Source organism: Hominiventricola aquisgranensis, from assembly GCF_040096225.1.
Lineage (GTDB): Bacteria > Bacillota > Clostridia > Lachnospirales > Lachnospiraceae > Hominiventricola > Hominiventricola aquisgranensis.
The window spans coordinates 79,427-94,049 of record NZ_JBBMFC010000014.1 but is presented as its reverse complement, the minus strand read 5'-3'; the positions used below and the strand labels follow the sequence as shown (position 1 = coordinate 94,049).

Here is a 14,623-nt window from a genome sequence, read left to right as displayed (position 1 = left end):
GTGGAAGTGCAGTAATGCATGGAGCTGACTGTTACTAATAGGTCGAGGGCTTAACCAAGATGGTTTAGGATAGGTTTTAAAAAGATGGATTTAGTATTTGACTGTATGCAGTTTTGAAGGTATAATATCTTCTGATGGCCCGGTGGCTCAGCTGGTTAGAGCGCCGCCCTGTCACGGCGGAGGTCGTGGGTTCGAACCCCATCCGGGTCGCTGAAGCTGAAAAGTTTCAAAACAATTTAATAAATGGGATCTTAGCTCAGCTGGGAGAGCATCTGCCTTACAAGCAGAGGGTCATAGGTTCGAGCCCTATAGGTCCCATTATGGATGGATTCCCGAGTGGCCAAAGGGGACAGACTGTAAATCTGCTGCAAATTGCTTCGGTGGTTCGAATCCACCTCCATCCATTGTAGATAAGACATTTATCCACAGTATCAACAAGTTAATAACGTCGCGGGGTGGAGCAGTCTGGAAGCTCGTCGGGCTCATAACCCGAAGGTCGTAGGTTCAAATCCTGCCCCCGCAACTCGAGTAATAATTTACTCAAATGCCCAGATAGCTCAGTTGGTAGAGCAGAGGACTGAAAATCCTCGTGTCGCTGGTTCGATTCCGGCTCTGGGCACTTTGTATGTAAGTGTGATCTTGCTGCAAAGAATGGGGTATTAGCTCAGTCGGTAGAGCACTTGACTTTTAATCAAGTTGTCCGGGGTTCGAATCCCCGATGCCTCATGAATATGAATCGCCATTTAACATTGCGTTAGGTGGCGATTTTTTTATTTCCAAAAATCTTATTTTTACCTTAACAAACGGGCTGAAAGGGTGACAAAACCAGCAAAATAGGGTAGAATAGAACTATCTTTAGACTCAGGGAGGTAAGGATCATATGAAAAAAAAGATAGTTACCATTAGCAGACAGTACGGAAGTGGTGGAAGATATATCGGAGAGAACCTGGCAAAAGCAATGGGTGTTCCGTGTTACGATGAGAAGCTGATCGATATGGTTGCAAAGGAAAGTGGATTTGCACAGAGTTTTGTAGCTGAGAAAGGTGAGAGAATGACAGGCAGTCTGTTATTTAATATCGCCAGCAGTCTTTCATTTGCCAATAATGTATTTTCAACCAACAACGGTGTGACATTGCAGGATGAGATCTATTTTACACAAAATCGTATTATCAAAGAACTGGCTGATAAAGGACCATGTGTGATCGTTGGAAGATGTGCAGATTACATTTTAAGAGAGAGAGAAGACTGTCTTAATGTATTCATTTTTGCAGATAATGAGAGCAAGATCGAACGTGCAGAGAAATACTTTAACATTACCAGAGAGGAAGCACCGGAAGTCTTAAAGAAAAAAGATAAAGCCCGTGCAAATCATTATAAATATTATACAGATCAGGAATGGGGCATGGCTTCCAATTATGATCTGTGTCTGAACAGCGGTCTGATCGGTATAGAGGGTTGTGTAAAAGCAATTCAGCAGGTACTGGAGCTGACTGAATAGTGGAAAGGATTTCCTGAATGGGGCATAATATCCATATAAAAAAGGAAACTGCAATCTATGCAGTCTGTCTGGCAGTTTTATTCTGCCTGTTTGCATGGAGACAGTTCTTTGGATTCAATAAAAATGATGAGATTTTTTACATCAGCACGGTGTATCGTTTTTTCCAGGGGGATGCCATGCTGGTGGACGAGTGGAATAATGTGCAGTTATTTGCATTGATTACCTATCCGATCTACTGGCTGATCCGTCTGGTTCATAATTCCAACGAAGGAATTATACTGATCTTTAGAATGGCATATCTGGTATTTCAGGCACTGGTGTCTGTGTGGTGTTTCTGCAGACTGAAGCGATTCGGTTGGATTCGTATCCTTCCGGCATTATTCTATTTTGTGACAACGCCGTATAATATTAACAGCATGTCGTATAATACACTGGCATTTGGTTTTGTACTGTTGGTGCTGGTGACATTGGCGGGCAGTGAGAATCTGTCTGTGCCCATGTGTATTCTGTGCGGAATGTTTACCGCAGGAGCTGTGCTGGCAAATCCGTATGTAGTGATTCTGTTTTTACTGTATGGAGTGATCTGTGTGGGTTCTGCAGTCTGGAGTCATCACACAAAGAACAGCTGGAAGCAGTGTCAGCAGAGGATTCCCGATGCGCTGAAGATCAGAACCTACTTTTTTATGGGTGTAGGAGCATTTCTGATCCTTTTAGTGTTTGTCTGGTTCGTATTTTCCAGAGGAACCCTGGATGAGATCCTGGAATGTTTTGAATATATTGTGATGGATACAGAGCGGCAGAAGTCGTTCTGGGAGAAGCTGGCGAAATACTTTATCCGGATCCATCGGTATTATACAGGGCTGGTTTATCTGACAGCTATTCTGTCGGTTGTATATCTGATTGCCAGGAAAGCCGGAAAACAGGTCTCTGGAGCGCTTTATATGATCACTGAGGCAGTTGCAGCCGGTGGATACATTATTTATTATGGATTCTGCTGGGAGATGGTTGGTATCAACTATATGCTGGTTCCGCTGACCTTTGTAGGATTGCTGGCATATGTAACATCAGAAAAGAAAGACCGCTATGTGTTCTATGGGTGGTTTCTGCCAGGTGTGTTCTATACTTTACTGGCGCATTTTGCAACCAATACAGGAATCCTGACCATGTCAGCATCCTGTATGATTCCATCAGCGGCATCACTGGTGCTGATCGGACAGCATATGCAGGCAGCTAAAGAGAGCTGGCCAGTAAAGCAGCCGAATGGATATGATACAGCTTTGATGCAAGAATCACATAAATATAGTGCTGTATGTGGAACCGTACTGGCGGTACTGATCGCGGTACAGTTTGTAGGCGGGATCTGGCAGCGTGTGACTTATGTATGGGGAGATGAGAAGCTTCCAAAGCTGACAGTGGCAGCAGAAGAAGGTCCGTTAAAAGGAATTCATACCTCAGAAGAGAACAGTTTTCTTTATGAAGATGTAATGCAGGATATGGAAGACCTGCAGCTGACCAGAGAGGATAAATTATTTGTGGTGGGCATTGCACCGTGGATGTATCTTAATACAGAAGCAGAGTGTGCAGCCTATTCTACATGGGAAACACTGGAGACAGATCCGTTGATCTTCACATATTATGAGGTGAGACCGGAAAAACAGCCGACAGTGATCTATTGTTATGATTATTATGAAAGTATTCTTGATACAGAATTCGGGACTGCTTTTCTTAATAAAGGATATGAACCTATGATGATGAGACGCGGATTGGTATTACTGCGTCGGTAAGGAGAAGAAAATGATTGATTTTAATGTACCGCCCTATGTGGGAACTGAACTGAAATATGTGGCAGAAGCAGTAGAGAAGAATCATAAGATCTGTGGTGATGGACCATTTACCAAACGCTGCAATGCATGGCTGGAGGAGAAGACAGGGACGTCAAAAGCGCTTCTGACGACTTCCTGCACGCATGCCACCGAGATGGCAGCACTGCTGGCTGATATCAAAGAAGGGGATGAGGTGATCATGCCATCCTATACCTTCGTATCGACGGCAGATGCATTTGTACTTCGTGGAGCAGTTCCGGTATTTGTAGATATCCGTCCAGATACTATGAATATTGATGAAAATAAGATCGAGGCAGCCATCACAGAGAAGACCAAAGCGATCGTGCCGGTTCATTATGCCGGTGTGAGCTGTGAGATGGATAAGATCATGGAGCTGGCAAAAAAATATAATCTGATCGTCATTGAAGATGCAGCGCAGGGAATTTTAAGTACTTATAGAGGAAAAGCTCTGGGAACAATCGGTGATTATGGATGTCTCTCTTTCCATGAGACCAAGAATTACAGTATGGGTGAAGGCGGTGCACTGCTGATCAAGAATCCAGAAGATGTGGAGCGGGCAGAAATCATCCGTGAAAAGGGAACCAATCGTGCGAAATTCTTCCGCGGTCAGATCGATAAATACACTTGGGTAGATGCAGGTTCTTCCTATCTGCCGGGTGACATGAATGCCGCCTATCTGATGGCACAGTTAGATGCGGCTGATATGATCTTTGATGATCGTATGAATAGCTGGAATCTCTATTATGAACTGCTGAAGCCACTGGCAGATGCAGGTAAGATCGAGCTTCCGCATATTCCGGAGCATTGTACACACAATGCCCATATGTTCTATATCAAAGCAAAGGATCTGGAAGAGCGTACAGCACTGATCAGTTATCTGAAGGAGCATGAAGTACAGGCTGTCTTCCATTATATTCCGCTGCACAGCGCACCGGCTGGACAGAAATTTGGACGGTTCCATGGAGAAGATGTCTATACTACCAAAGAGAGCGAGCGTCTGGCAAGACTTCCGCTGTTCTATGGTCTGAAAGAAGAGCAGGTTCGTTATATTGCAGAGCAGGTGCTCAATTTCTATAAATAATAATACGAGGCAGTATATGAAAAAAATAGTTATTATTGGAGCAAATGATTTTCAGAATCAGCTGATCCTGAAAGCAAAGGAGATGGGATTCGAGACCCATGTATTTGCATGGCAGGATGGTTCCATCGGTGAGCGGACCGCGGACCATTTTTATCCGGTCAGCATTGTGGAGATCGATGAGATCCTGGAAAAATGCAGAGAGATCAAACCGGATGCAGTGGCAACCATCGCATCGGATCTTGCGAATATTACCGTCAGCAAAGTGGCAGCAGGCTTAGGACTTCCGGGAAATACACCGGAATGCATTGAACTGTCCACGAATAAATATGCTATGAGAAGCGCATTTCTGAAAGCGGGACTTCCCACACCGAAATTCTACAAGGTGGATCGGGTGATACCGGAACTGATGGAGATGGAGCTCCCGGTTATTGTAAAACCAACAGACCGTTCCGGAAGCAGAGCGATTACCAAGATTACGGCTTATGACCAGCTGGAAGAAGCGATCAAAGAAGCAGTGGAGCAGTCTTTTGAAAAGAAAGCCATTGTGGAAGAATATATTGAGGGAGATGAGTACAGTTATGAGACCATCTCTTATCATGGAACACATACCAACCTGGCGGTGACGAAGAAATATACCACAGGTGCTCCGCATTTTATTGAGACCGGACATGTACAGCCCAGTGGTCTGTCAGAAGAGATGCTTAAAAAGGTTCGTTCTGTCATGTATCCGGCGCTGGATGCACTGAAGATCACAGACGGTGCTTCTCACGGAGAATTTCGGATCACGCCGGAAGGGGATGTGCGGATCATTGAGATCGGTTCCCGTATGGGCGGAGACTGTATCGGTTCTGATCTGGTGCCGCTGTCCACCGGTTATGATTTTATGGAAATGATCGTGGATGTGGCATGTGGAAAAGAGCCGAAGATCGTGCCAAAGACCGGTCCGAAAGAAGCACGGATCCGTTTCCTCTTCACGATGGATGATGTGGAAGAGATGAAACAGTATGAGAAAGAACATCCGGAGGAGATCTACCGGATCAGTGAGCTGGATCTGTCCCATCTGGGGCATGTATCTGACAGCTCCACCAGACTGGGATATTATATTACAGTCAAAGAATTGAGTTAGAAAAGAGGAGCAGAATGCTTTATTCGGTAGTTATTCCCTGTTATCGTTCAGATCAGACCATTGAGCATGTGGTGGATCAGACCAGAGAAGAGATGGTAAGACTTGGAAGGGCAAATGTGGAATTTGTACTGGTCAATGATTGTTCCCCGGATGGGGGAAAGACGATACAGGTGCTGCGGAAAATGGCAGCAGAACATCGGGATGTGAAGGTCATCGATCTTGCCAGAAATTCTGGTCAGCACAATGCACTGATGGCAGCTTTGCGTCATGCAGATGGAGATGTGATCATCGGAATGGATGATGATGGACAGACCCATCCGTCTCAGCTGGGCAAGCTGTTCGAGACCTTTGATCAGGGCTATGATCTGGTCTATGGCTATTACCCGGAGAAAAAACATAACTGGTTTCGAAATCTGGGAAGTAAATTCAATGACCTGACGATCAATATGATGATCAACAAACCGAAGGATGTGCGGACTTCCAGCTATTTTTTAGTTCGGAAATTTGTAAGAGATTATGCGATCCAGTATAAGGGCTCCTATACGTATCTGTTGGGACTGTTTATGCGCTGCACACAGAATATTGCCAGCGTTCCGATCAGACATTTTGAAAGAGAAGTCGGGGAATCCGGTTATACACTGGGACAATTGATCCGCTTGTGGTCCAGCGTACTTGGATTTTCTGTAATTCCGTTGCGTATGGCATCTATTGCAGGATTTTTCTTTGCTGGTGTGGGCTTTATCATGGCAATCGTGGTATTTTTAATGAAATTCATGCGGCCGGATATGTCTATGGGCTGGCCATCTCTGATGTGTGCCATCACATTTTTCTTCGGACTGAACTTTATGTTCCTTGGCATGATCGGTGAGTATCTGGGAAGAATGTTCCTGGGAATGAACCGGGAGCCACAGTATGTCATTAAGGCAATGTACAATGTATCTGCCAGCGCTGAGTGCGATGTGGATATAGACCGGGAAGTGAACCGGGGAGAGGAGATTTTCTGATGCAGGAAGAGAAAAAACCATCCCGTGGCAAGGTCATGGGTCTTCTTGCCGTGTCATTGGTTATCCAGAGCTTAAGTTCTGTATTTATCAAATACGCTGGCACCTATGAGACCATGTCCAAAGAATTTATCATCTTTTATGTGCTGGCAGTTGGATGCCTGGGTGTCTTTGCGATCATGTGGCAGTTTTTACTGGAATGGCTGCCGCTTACCACTGCATATCTGCGGAAAGGAATCTTATATATTCTGATCCTGGCATGGTCAGTCATATTGTTTGGAGAGAAAGTCACGATTCCGAATATTATCGGAAGCATCATTATTATAGCGGGGATCAGTTTGCATGGAATGGATGAACATTAGTTATATTCTGGCATTTCTGGCAGTGTTTGTGGCATCAGCATCACAGATTCTCCTGAAACAGTCAGCAGAGACAGAACATAAGAACATTATTACCAAATTTCTGAACTGGAGAGTGATCCTTGGATATGGACTGCTGTTCGGAACGACAGTTCTGAATGTATTTGCCTATCGGGGAATCGAGCTGAAGGTAACACCCATGATCGAGGCTACCGGAATCATCTGGGTGACTCTTCTGGCGGCGAGTATCTTAGGGGAGCGTCCCACAAAGAGAACGATTCTTTCTATTGTGATCACAGTCATTGGTATCATCGTATTTTCGTTGTAGGTCTATGAGTGAATTAGTAAAAACACTAAGAAATTATGCGGATTCTGACTATCTTCCCATGCATATGCCGGGTCACAAGAGAAGACTTGGTGCCGGGGAGATGGGCGATCCGTTTTTTATTGATATAACTGAAATTGAGGGCACTGACAATCTGCATCATGCGGAAGGAGTGCTGAAACATGTGCAGGAACAGGCGGCAGAGCTTTATCATTCAGAGGAGACGCATTATCTGGTAAATGGAAGTACCTGCGGAATACTGACGGCCATCAGCGGCTGTGTAAGCCGGGGAGGAACGATCCTTCTGGCAAGAAACAGTCATAAATCTGCTTATCACGGTGTGATGCTGCGGGATCTTAATGTCAAATATCTTTATCCACAGTCTACGGGGGATCTGGGGATAAATGGAGCCATTGACCCGGCAGATGTGGAAAAGATGCTTGAGCAGGATCCTTCGATCCAGGCAGTGATGATCACTTCGCCTACTTATGACGGTGTGGTGTCTGATGTGCGAAAAATCGCAGAAATCACTCACAAAAAAGGCATTCCGCTGATCGTGGATGAAGCGCATGGGGCACATTTTCCATTTTCGGAACAGTTTCCGGAGGATTCTGTGACAGCGGGAGCAGATGTGGTGATCCACAGCCTTCATAAGACGTTGCCATCGCTTACACAGACGGCGCTCATTCATTTTAATGGGAATCGGATCGACAGGGAGCGGCTTCGGTATTATCTGACAGTCTACCAGTCCAGCAGTCCTTCTTATATTCTGATGAGCAGTATGGACCTGTGCATGGACTGGGTGCGGGAACACAGACAGGCATTTGAGGATTTTTGCGGACGGTTAAAAGATTTCCGGGAAATGTTGGGATCCATGAAGCATCTGGAACTGCTGGAAGTGCCGGGGATGGACAGGAGTAAGATCCTGATCTCTGTACGGCATACTTCCATGGCCGGAGAAAACTTAAGCGACCGCCTGCGGCAGAACTATCATATTGAATTGGAGATGGCGGCGCTGACCTATGTGTGTGCGATCACTACTGTGGCAGATGGTGAGGATGAACTGAAACGGTTCGGACAGGCACTGCTGGCGATTGATGCGGATCTGGGAACGGAAGCATCCAAGGTTCAGGAAAAGTCCAGACGGCTGGTGTCGCAGCAGGATCGAGTGATCTCCACAGAGCAGGTCATTTCCATGGGACAGGCGCAGGAGCAGCCGTCCATGTGGATGTCATTATATGAGGCAGAAGGTTCCATAAGTGCTGGTTTTGTGACGCCTTATCCACCGGGGATTCCGGTACTGACGCCGGGTGAACGGGTGAGCAGAGCGATCATTGAACGGCTGGAAGCATGTGCTGCAGATGGTCTTGTGGTGGAAGGATTTAACGAGGGGGCAGTCAAGGTACTGTGTTCAGTGACTGCAAAAGTTATAAATGAGAGAGGATAACAAATGGGTAAGATCATATGCCTGATGGGAAAGAGCTCTTCAGGAAAAGATACAATTTATAAAAATCTGATGGAAGACAAGTCACTGGGACTTCGGAAGCTGATCCCCTACACGACCCGCCCTATGCGGGAAGGGGAGCAGGAAGGTGTGGAATACCATTTTACAGATGAAGCCGGACTTGCACGTCTTCAGGAAGAAGACCGGGTGATCGAGATCCGGGCATATGATACGGTCTATGGTGTATGGAAATACTTTACGGTGTGGGAAGAACAGATGAATCTGGAGAGGGAATCTTACTGCTTGATCGGTACACTGGAAGCCTGGAATGCCATGTGCCAGTATTTTGGCCGTGAGAAGATGATCCCTGTCTATATTGAAGTGGAGGACGGGACGCGTCTGATCCGTGCTGTCGAGAGGGAACGGACCCAGGAGCATCCGGGATACGAAGAGCTGTGCAGGAGATTTCTGGCAGACGCGAAGGATTTTTCCGAAGAAAATCTTAAAAATGCCGGAATCACCAGACGATTTGAAAATAAAGACATGAACGCATGCCTTGAAGAGATTAAACTTTTCATTCAAAAAGCCATTTTAATATGATACAATATAACGAGGAGGTGGAAATATGCCGGGATTTTCTGATGTATTAGGACATGAACAGACGATTGCGCACATGAAGAGTGCCATCGAAGCAAATAAAGTATCTCATGCGTATCTTCTGGCAGGCGAGAAAGGATCAGGCAAGAAGATGCTGGCCGGTATATTTGCCAGAACGCTGCAGTGTGAAGCCCATGGATCTGAACCATGTGGGAAATGTCACTCCTGCATACAGGCAGAGAGCGGCAATCAGCCGGACATTATCTATGTGACCCATGAGAAGCCGGGAAGCATCAGCGTAGACGATATCCGCGGACAGGTAAACGGGGATATTCAGATCAAACCGTATAGCAGTCCATATAAAATATATATTATTGATGAAGCGGAGAAACTGACCCAGCAGGCACAGAATGCTCTGTTGAAGACCATTGAGGAGCCGCCTGCCTATGCGATCATTATGCTGCTGACCGCCAATGAAGGCATGCTGCTGCCGACGATCAAGTCCCGCTGTGTGACATTGACCATGAAGCCGGTGCCGCTGCCACTGATCCGTCAGTATCTGATGGAAGAACTGCAGATCCCTGATTATCGTGCAGACATCTGCGCCGCATTTTCACAGGGAAATGTAGGAAAAGCAAAGCGTCTGGCTTTGTCTGACAGCTTCGGAGAGATGCTTGAGCATGCACTTCATATGGTAAAATATATTTCTGAGATGGAACCCTCCGACCTGGTGGAGGATCTTAAGAAGATCAATACATACAAGATGGACATTCAGGATTATCTGGATCTTCTGACCGTATGGTATCGGGACGTGCTCATGTTCAAGGCAACCTGTGATGCAAATAATCTGGTATTTTCCAACGAACTGAACAGCATCCGTGACAAGGCAAAAGACAGCTCCTACGAAGGACTGGAATGTATTATTAAAGCGCTGGAGAAAGCAAAGGTAAGGCTCAATGCAAATGTAAACTTTGATATGGCCATGGAACTGCTTCTCCTGACAATGAAGGAGAACTGATATGATAAAGGTAATAGGCGTTCGTTTTCGTCAGGCTGGAAAGATCTACTACTTTTCGCCGGGAAAGCTGAAGATCAACCGTGGAGACCATGTGATCGTGGAGACCGCCCGCGGTGTGGAATATGGTTATGTGGTGGTTGGCAACCGTGATGTAGAGGATGACCGTGTAGTGCAGCCACTGAAGCCGGTAATCCGTATGGCAACAGAGCAGGATGACCAGCAGGCAGCAGCCAATAAGGAAAAAGAAAAAGAAGCATTTAAGATCTGCAAGGAAAAGATCAAGAAGCATGGGCTGGAGATGAAGCTCATCGATACAGAGTACACTTTTGATAATAACAAAGTGCTGTTTTACTTTACCGCTGACGGAAGAATTGATTTCCGTGAACTGGTGAAAGATCTGGCATCTGTGTTCAAGACCCGTATTGAGCTTCGGCAGATCGGTGTCCGTGATGAGACCAAGATCCTGGGCGGCATCGGCATCTGCGGAAGACCGCTGTGCTGCAATACCCATCAGTCGGAGTTCCTGCCGGTATCGATCAAGATGGCAAAGGAGCAGAATCTGTCTCTGAATCCGACCAAGATCTCCGGTGTGTGCGGGCGACTCATGTGCTGTCTCAAGCATGAGCAGGAGACCTACGAGGATCTGAACAGCCGTCTGCCGGGCATTGGTGATTATGTGACTGCCCGTGATGGAAGTAAGGGAGAAGTAAGCTCGGTGAATGTGCTCCGTCAGCTGGTTAAAGTGATCGTTACTCTGGAAAATGAGGAAAAAGAGATCCGTGAATACAAAGTGGAAGAACTGAGATTCAAGCCAAGACGCAAGAAAGAAAAGGGCGGAAAGAATCAGAACCACGGACATGATTTCCAGGACAAAGAGCTGAAGGAACTGGAAGCGCTGGAGAAAAAAGAAGGAAAATCCAAGTTAAATGACAAATAAGACCGGAACATTGTATCTGTGTGCAACTCCCATCGGTAATCTGGAAGATATGACTTACCGGGTGGTGCGGACATTGAATGAGGTGGATGTGATCGCAGCGGAGGATACGAGAAACAGTATCAAGCTTTTGAATCATTTTGACATCCATACTCCCATGACCAGTTATCATGAATATAACAAAATAGAAAAGGGACGGATCCTGGTGCGTCAGATGCTGGAAGGACAGAATGTGGCCTTGATCACTGATGCAGGGATGCCAGGCATCTCTGACCCGGGAGAGGAACTTGTGCGTATGTGCAGAGATGCAGGCGTGCCGGTGACTGCACTACCGGGAGCCTGTGCCTGTGTGACTGCGCTGGTGATCTCCGGACAGTCTACCAGAAGATTCTGCTTTGAAGCATTTCTCCCTACGGATAAAAAAGAGAGAAAAGCAGTGCTGGAGGAATTGAAGGATGAGACCAGGACTACAGTGATCTATGAGGCTCCGCACAGACTTCAGAAGACATTGAAGGAGCTTCTGGAGAATCTGGGCAACCGGAATCTCACAATCTGCCGGGAGCTGACCAAGAAGCATGAGACTGGACAGGAGTTTTCTCTGGAGCAGGCTATTGCTTATTATGAGCAAAATGAGCCCCGCGGAGAATATGTGCTGGTGTTGCAGGGGTGTTCCCGCCAGGAAAAGGAAAAAGAAGCACAGGATGCCTGGAAGGAAATGTCCCTTCAGGAGCATATGAAGGTCTATGAAGATCAGGGACTGGACCGGAAGGAAGCCATGAAACGTGTGGCTAAGGACCGGGGCGTCGGAAAAAGAGAGATCTATCAGGCATTATTGGAGGAAATATGAATATAGAATTGAAGCCGGGAGAACGATTGGATGACTTGCAGAGAAATGGATACAAGATCATACAGGATCCCGGCCGTTTCTGTTTTGGAATGGATGCGGTATTGTTGTCCGGGTTTGCAAAGGTAAAGCCAGGAGAACGGGTCGTGGATCTTGGAACCGGTACGGGGATCATACCGATCCTGCTGGAAGCAAGAAGCAAGGGCGCATCCTTTACTGGATTGGAGATCCAGCCGGAGAGTGCGGATATGGCATCACGCAGTGTCCAGCTCAATGATCTTCAGGAACGGGTTCACATTGTAAATGGAGATATTAAGGAGGCAGTGCAGATCTTCGGTGCTGCTTCCTGTCATGTGGTGACCAGTAATCCGCCGTATATGACAGCACAGCATGGATTACAGAATCCAGATCAGCCGAAGGCTATCGCAAGACACGAGGTATTGTGTACGCTGGAGGATGTGATATCCCAGGCTGCAGGACTTCTGATGCCGGGCGGCCGGTTTTATATGGTGCATCGACCATTTCGCCTGGCAGAGATCATGACGGGCTTATGTGCCCATGGTCTGGAACCCAAGCGGATGCAGCTGGTCTACCCGTATGTGGATCGTGAGCCAAATATGGTTTTACTGGAGGCTGTGAAGGGCGGGCGCCCACGGATCACGGTGGAGAAGCCGCTGATCATATATAAAGAACCTGGAAAATATATGGATGAGATTTATGATATCTATGGATACTAGAATGAAGATTATTGCGCATATTCATACGGATTTCCCTGATAAATTCGGAATCCCCAGACAGAGCGGTCTGGTGGAGGGACTGACAGGAGAGATCACATTTGAACCGGAATATCGGAATCCGGAGATTATCCGGGGAATCGAGCAGTTCAGTCATATCTGGCTGCTGTGGAAATTCTCGGAGTCAAAAAAAGAACACTGGTCTGCCACGGTCAAACCGCCGCGGCTTGGAGGTAAAGTACGTCTGGGTGTATTTGCCACCCGATCTCCTTTCCGACCTAATGATATCGGGCTTTCCTGCGTGCGTCTGCTTCGTGTGGAGCAGACGGAGAAAGGACCGAAGCTTTATGTGGCGGGAGCAGATCTGATGGATGGAACACCAATCTATGATATGAAGCCATACATTCCGGTGTCAGACTGTCACCCGGAAGCATCCGAAGGATATACCAGTCAGACAAAGGTGCATACATTGCAGGTGGAATTTCCGGAAGAGCTTCTGAGCCGCTACCCGGAAGAGAAGCGAAAAGCAGTAATCGGCGTGCTCTCTCAGGATCCAAGACCGGCCTATGTACAGGATCCGGAGCGTCTCTATGGGGTCTCCTTTGCCGGGTTTGATGTGAAATTCAAAGTGGTTGGAGACCTGCTGACAGTGGAAGATGTAGTGCCGCTTGGATAGTAATAAACAAGTAATTGTGGATAACTGTGTGGATAGTGTGGAAAACCCACAAAATGCTGTTGAAAACGGATTTTTGACAGTGGAAAATAATACAAAATATATGTATAACTATGTGGATACTCCCGTAAGCTGTTAATAACAGTGTTATGGGAGTATTTTTATGAATGCATTGTGGGCAGGAATGATGCTGATGGCGATTATCTACGGAACATTTCACGGAACAATCCCGGCAGTGACGCAGGCAGCACTGGATTCCGCCAAGGAAGCGGTATCACTGTGTATTACCATGCTGGGAATCCTGTCGTTCTGGATGGGACTGATGCAGGTGGGAAGTGCGTCGGGACTGATCGGACGCATGACAAGAGGGATCCGACCGGCACTTCGGTGTCTGTTTCCGGGGATTCCAGAAGAACATCCGGCTCTGGAGCAGATTGCTGTCAATTGTATTGCGAACGTACTGGGGCTTGGCTGGGCAGCAACTCCGGCGGGCTTAAAAGCTATGGAAGAATTGTCAGCACTGGAAGAGGACCGGCACAGAGAGGATATTAGCCCTGTAAAGGAAGGAGTCATGAGACCGCGGTCCAGAGTGGTTCCACCAGGTACGGCAAGTGACGAGATGTGTACGTTTCTGGTCCTGAATATTTCCTCGCTTCAGCTGATCCCGGTCAATATCATCGCTTATCGGAGTCAGTATGGCAGTGTGGACCCTGCTGCGATCATAGGACCGGCCATTGTGGCAACCATGGTCAGTACCGGGGTGGGCGTGATCTTCTGTCTATTCATGCAAAAAAGATCCTCCGGCTGACAGTTGTCAGCCGGAGGATCTTTCAGAACGAATCAGTATTTACTTACATCAGTTTCATCAGTTCGTCCAGAACTTTGGCAGCGTTCATGGTGCCAAAATCCTGCGGAGCGATTGCCATGACTGGGATAGAACCAGCCTGTTTTTTGATGTCATCCAGTGCAAAACGGATCTGCGGTCCGAGGAGGATCGCATCGGTTCCGTCCAGATGCTCATCCAGTTCTACCATAGGATATGCTTGAATAGTAGCCTCCAGATTTCTCTTAGCTGCTTCCTGTTCCAACTTCTTCACCATCATACCGGTGCTCATTCCCAGGTTACATAACATAACGATATTCAT

General features: G+C 46.9%; 16 protein-coding genes and 6 tRNA genes. 21 read left to right on the top strand and 1 reads right to left on the bottom strand.

All coding sequences use genetic code 11. The features are described from left to right. The first annotated feature begins 136 nt into the window (after positions 1–136). The 21 genes from WMO62_RS09340 (at position 137) to WMO62_RS09240 (ending at position 14,286) form a co-directional block, all read left to right on the top strand. Positions 137–210 (top strand) — tRNA-Asp (locus tag WMO62_RS09340). Positions 211–245: 35 nt separating this feature from the next. Further along, positions 246–318: transfer RNA gene (locus WMO62_RS09335), tRNA-Val, on the top strand. Positions 319–322: 4 nt separating this feature from the next. After that, a tRNA-Tyr gene (locus tag WMO62_RS09330) sits at positions 323–404 on the top strand. 45 nt (positions 405–449) lie between these two features. Beyond that, positions 450–523 (top strand) — tRNA-Met (locus WMO62_RS09325). Between the two features lie 23 nt (positions 524–546). Continuing rightward, positions 547–619 (top strand) — tRNA-Phe (locus WMO62_RS09320). 34 nt (positions 620–653) lie between these two features. Next, positions 654–726: transfer RNA gene (locus WMO62_RS09315), tRNA-Lys, on the top strand. A gap of 154 nt (positions 727–880) precedes the next feature. Beyond that, on the top strand, positions 881–1,498 hold the full coding sequence (locus WMO62_RS09310; protein WP_349144504.1) for a cytidylate kinase-like family protein: 618 nt from the start codon (positions 881–883) through the stop codon (positions 1,496–1,498). A 17-nt stretch (positions 1,499–1,515) separates the two neighbouring features. Beyond that, positions 1,516–3,282, top strand: a complete 1,767-nt coding sequence (locus WMO62_RS09305) for a hypothetical protein (protein ID WP_349144503.1) — start codon at positions 1,516–1,518, stop codon at positions 3,280–3,282. Positions 3,283–3,292: 10 nt separating this feature from the next. Continuing rightward, positions 3,293–4,423, top strand: coding sequence for a dTDP-4-amino-4,6-dideoxygalactose transaminase (gene rffA, locus WMO62_RS09300; protein WP_118440241.1), 1,131 nt, complete (start codon positions 3,293–3,295; stop codon positions 4,421–4,423). 16 nt (positions 4,424–4,439) lie between these two features. Continuing rightward, positions 4,440–5,549, top strand: a complete 1,110-nt coding sequence (locus WMO62_RS09295) for an ATP-grasp domain-containing protein (RefSeq protein WP_117499917.1) — start codon at positions 4,440–4,442, stop codon at positions 5,547–5,549. A gap of 14 nt (positions 5,550–5,563) precedes the next feature. Further along, a complete protein-coding gene (locus WMO62_RS09290) occupies positions 5,564–6,553 on the top strand; it encodes a glycosyltransferase family 2 protein (RefSeq protein ID WP_117499918.1) in 990 nt (329 codons plus the stop codon). Further along, on the top strand, positions 6,553–6,912 hold the full coding sequence (locus tag WMO62_RS09285; protein ID WP_117499919.1) for a transporter: 360 nt from the start codon (positions 6,553–6,555) through the stop codon (positions 6,910–6,912). The genes WMO62_RS09290 and WMO62_RS09285 overlap by 1 nt, the downstream gene beginning before the upstream one ends. Then, complete coding sequence (locus tag WMO62_RS09280) at positions 6,893–7,237, top strand: multidrug ABC transporter (protein WP_147324698.1); 345 nt, start codon at positions 6,893–6,895, stop codon at positions 7,235–7,237. Before WMO62_RS09285 ends, WMO62_RS09280 begins: the two co-directional genes overlap by 20 nt. Positions 7,238–7,241: 4 nt before the next feature. Further along, the gene (locus tag WMO62_RS09275; protein ID WP_349144502.1) at positions 7,242–8,681 is read left to right on the top strand and encodes an aminotransferase class I/II-fold pyridoxal phosphate-dependent enzyme; all 1,440 of its coding nucleotides are present in this window, start codon (positions 7,242–7,244) and stop codon (positions 8,679–8,681) included. Between the two features lie 3 nt (positions 8,682–8,684). Beyond that, on the top strand, positions 8,685–9,278 hold the full coding sequence (locus WMO62_RS09270) for a nucleoside/nucleotide kinase family protein (RefSeq protein ID WP_117499922.1): 594 nt from the start codon (positions 8,685–8,687) through the stop codon (positions 9,276–9,278). A 25-nt stretch (positions 9,279–9,303) separates the two neighbouring features. Then, positions 9,304–10,293 carry a DNA polymerase III subunit gene (locus tag WMO62_RS09265; RefSeq protein WP_118717849.1) on the top strand — a complete coding sequence of 330 codons (990 nt, stop codon included), beginning with the start codon at positions 9,304–9,306 and terminating at the stop codon, positions 10,291–10,293. 1 nt (position 10,294) lies between these two features. Further along, complete coding sequence (locus WMO62_RS09260) at positions 10,295–11,230, top strand: PSP1 domain-containing protein (protein ID WP_117499924.1); 936 nt, start codon at positions 10,295–10,297, stop codon at positions 11,228–11,230. Beyond that, positions 11,220–12,074: a 16S rRNA (cytidine(1402)-2'-O)-methyltransferase gene (rsmI, locus tag WMO62_RS09255; RefSeq protein ID WP_118440256.1), complete on the top strand. Its 855-nt coding sequence runs from the start codon at positions 11,220–11,222 to the stop codon at positions 12,072–12,074. The genes WMO62_RS09260 and rsmI overlap by 11 nt, the downstream gene beginning before the upstream one ends. Next, positions 12,071–12,808: a tRNA1(Val) (adenine(37)-N6)-methyltransferase gene (locus WMO62_RS09250; RefSeq protein WP_118627526.1), complete on the top strand. Its 738-nt coding sequence runs from the start codon at positions 12,071–12,073 to the stop codon at positions 12,806–12,808. Before rsmI ends, WMO62_RS09250 begins: the two co-directional genes overlap by 4 nt. Then, positions 12,780–13,481 carry a tRNA (N6-threonylcarbamoyladenosine(37)-N6)-methyltransferase TrmO gene (gene tsaA, locus WMO62_RS09245; RefSeq protein ID WP_349144501.1) on the top strand — a complete coding sequence of 234 codons (702 nt, stop codon included), beginning with the start codon at positions 12,780–12,782 and terminating at the stop codon, positions 13,479–13,481. Before WMO62_RS09250 ends, tsaA begins: the two co-directional genes overlap by 29 nt. 160 nt (positions 13,482–13,641) lie before the next feature. Beyond that, on the top strand, positions 13,642–14,286 hold the full coding sequence (locus WMO62_RS09240) for a nucleoside recognition protein (RefSeq protein ID WP_349144500.1): 645 nt from the start codon (positions 13,642–13,644) through the stop codon (positions 14,284–14,286). A gap of 43 nt (positions 14,287–14,329) precedes the next feature. Here WMO62_RS09240 and WMO62_RS09235 read toward each other — a convergent pair whose 3' ends face one another. Then, positions 14,330–14,623: a PTS sugar transporter subunit IIB gene (locus WMO62_RS09235; protein ID WP_349144499.1), complete on the bottom strand. Its 294-nt coding sequence runs from the start codon at positions 14,621–14,623 to the stop codon at positions 14,330–14,332.

Excerpts from the sequence above, each read along its gene's own strand:
- WMO62_RS09275 (WP_349144502.1), top strand. The coding sequence starts at position 7,242 with ATGAGTGAATTAGTAAAAACACTAAGAAATTATGCGGATTCTGACTAT.
- WMO62_RS09260 (WP_117499924.1), top strand. The coding sequence starts at position 10,295 with ATGATAAAGGTAATAGGCGTTCGTTTTCGTCAGGCTGGAAAGATCTAC.
- rffA (WP_118440241.1), top strand. The coding sequence starts at position 3,293 with ATGATTGATTTTAATGTACCGCCCTATGTGGGAACTGAACTGAAATAT.
- tsaA (WP_349144501.1), top strand. The coding sequence starts at position 12,780 with ATGAGATTTATGATATCTATGGATACTAGAATGAAGATTATTGCGCAT.
- rsmI (WP_118440256.1), top strand. The coding sequence starts at position 11,220 with ATGACAAATAAGACCGGAACATTGTATCTGTGTGCAACTCCCATCGGT.
- WMO62_RS09310 (WP_349144504.1), top strand. The coding sequence starts at position 881 with ATGAAAAAAAAGATAGTTACCATTAGCAGACAGTACGGAAGTGGTGGA.
- WMO62_RS09240 (WP_349144500.1), top strand. The coding sequence starts at position 13,642 with ATGAATGCATTGTGGGCAGGAATGATGCTGATGGCGATTATCTACGGA.
- WMO62_RS09235 (WP_349144499.1), bottom strand. The coding sequence starts at position 14,623 with ATGAATATCGTTATGTTATGTAACCTGGGAATGAGCACCGGTATGATG.
- WMO62_RS09265 (WP_118717849.1), top strand. The coding sequence starts at position 9,304 with ATGCCGGGATTTTCTGATGTATTAGGACATGAACAGACGATTGCGCAC.
- WMO62_RS09290 (WP_117499918.1), top strand. The coding sequence starts at position 5,564 with ATGCTTTATTCGGTAGTTATTCCCTGTTATCGTTCAGATCAGACCATT.
- WMO62_RS09250 (WP_118627526.1), top strand. The coding sequence starts at position 12,071 with ATGAATATAGAATTGAAGCCGGGAGAACGATTGGATGACTTGCAGAGA.
- WMO62_RS09270 (WP_117499922.1), top strand. The coding sequence starts at position 8,685 with ATGGGTAAGATCATATGCCTGATGGGAAAGAGCTCTTCAGGAAAAGAT.
- WMO62_RS09295 (WP_117499917.1), top strand. The coding sequence starts at position 4,440 with ATGAAAAAAATAGTTATTATTGGAGCAAATGATTTTCAGAATCAGCTG.
- WMO62_RS09305 (WP_349144503.1), top strand. The coding sequence starts at position 1,516 with ATGGGGCATAATATCCATATAAAAAAGGAAACTGCAATCTATGCAGTC.
- WMO62_RS09285 (WP_117499919.1), top strand. The coding sequence starts at position 6,553 with ATGCAGGAAGAGAAAAAACCATCCCGTGGCAAGGTCATGGGTCTTCTT.
- WMO62_RS09280 (WP_147324698.1), top strand. The coding sequence starts at position 6,893 with ATGGAATGGATGAACATTAGTTATATTCTGGCATTTCTGGCAGTGTTT.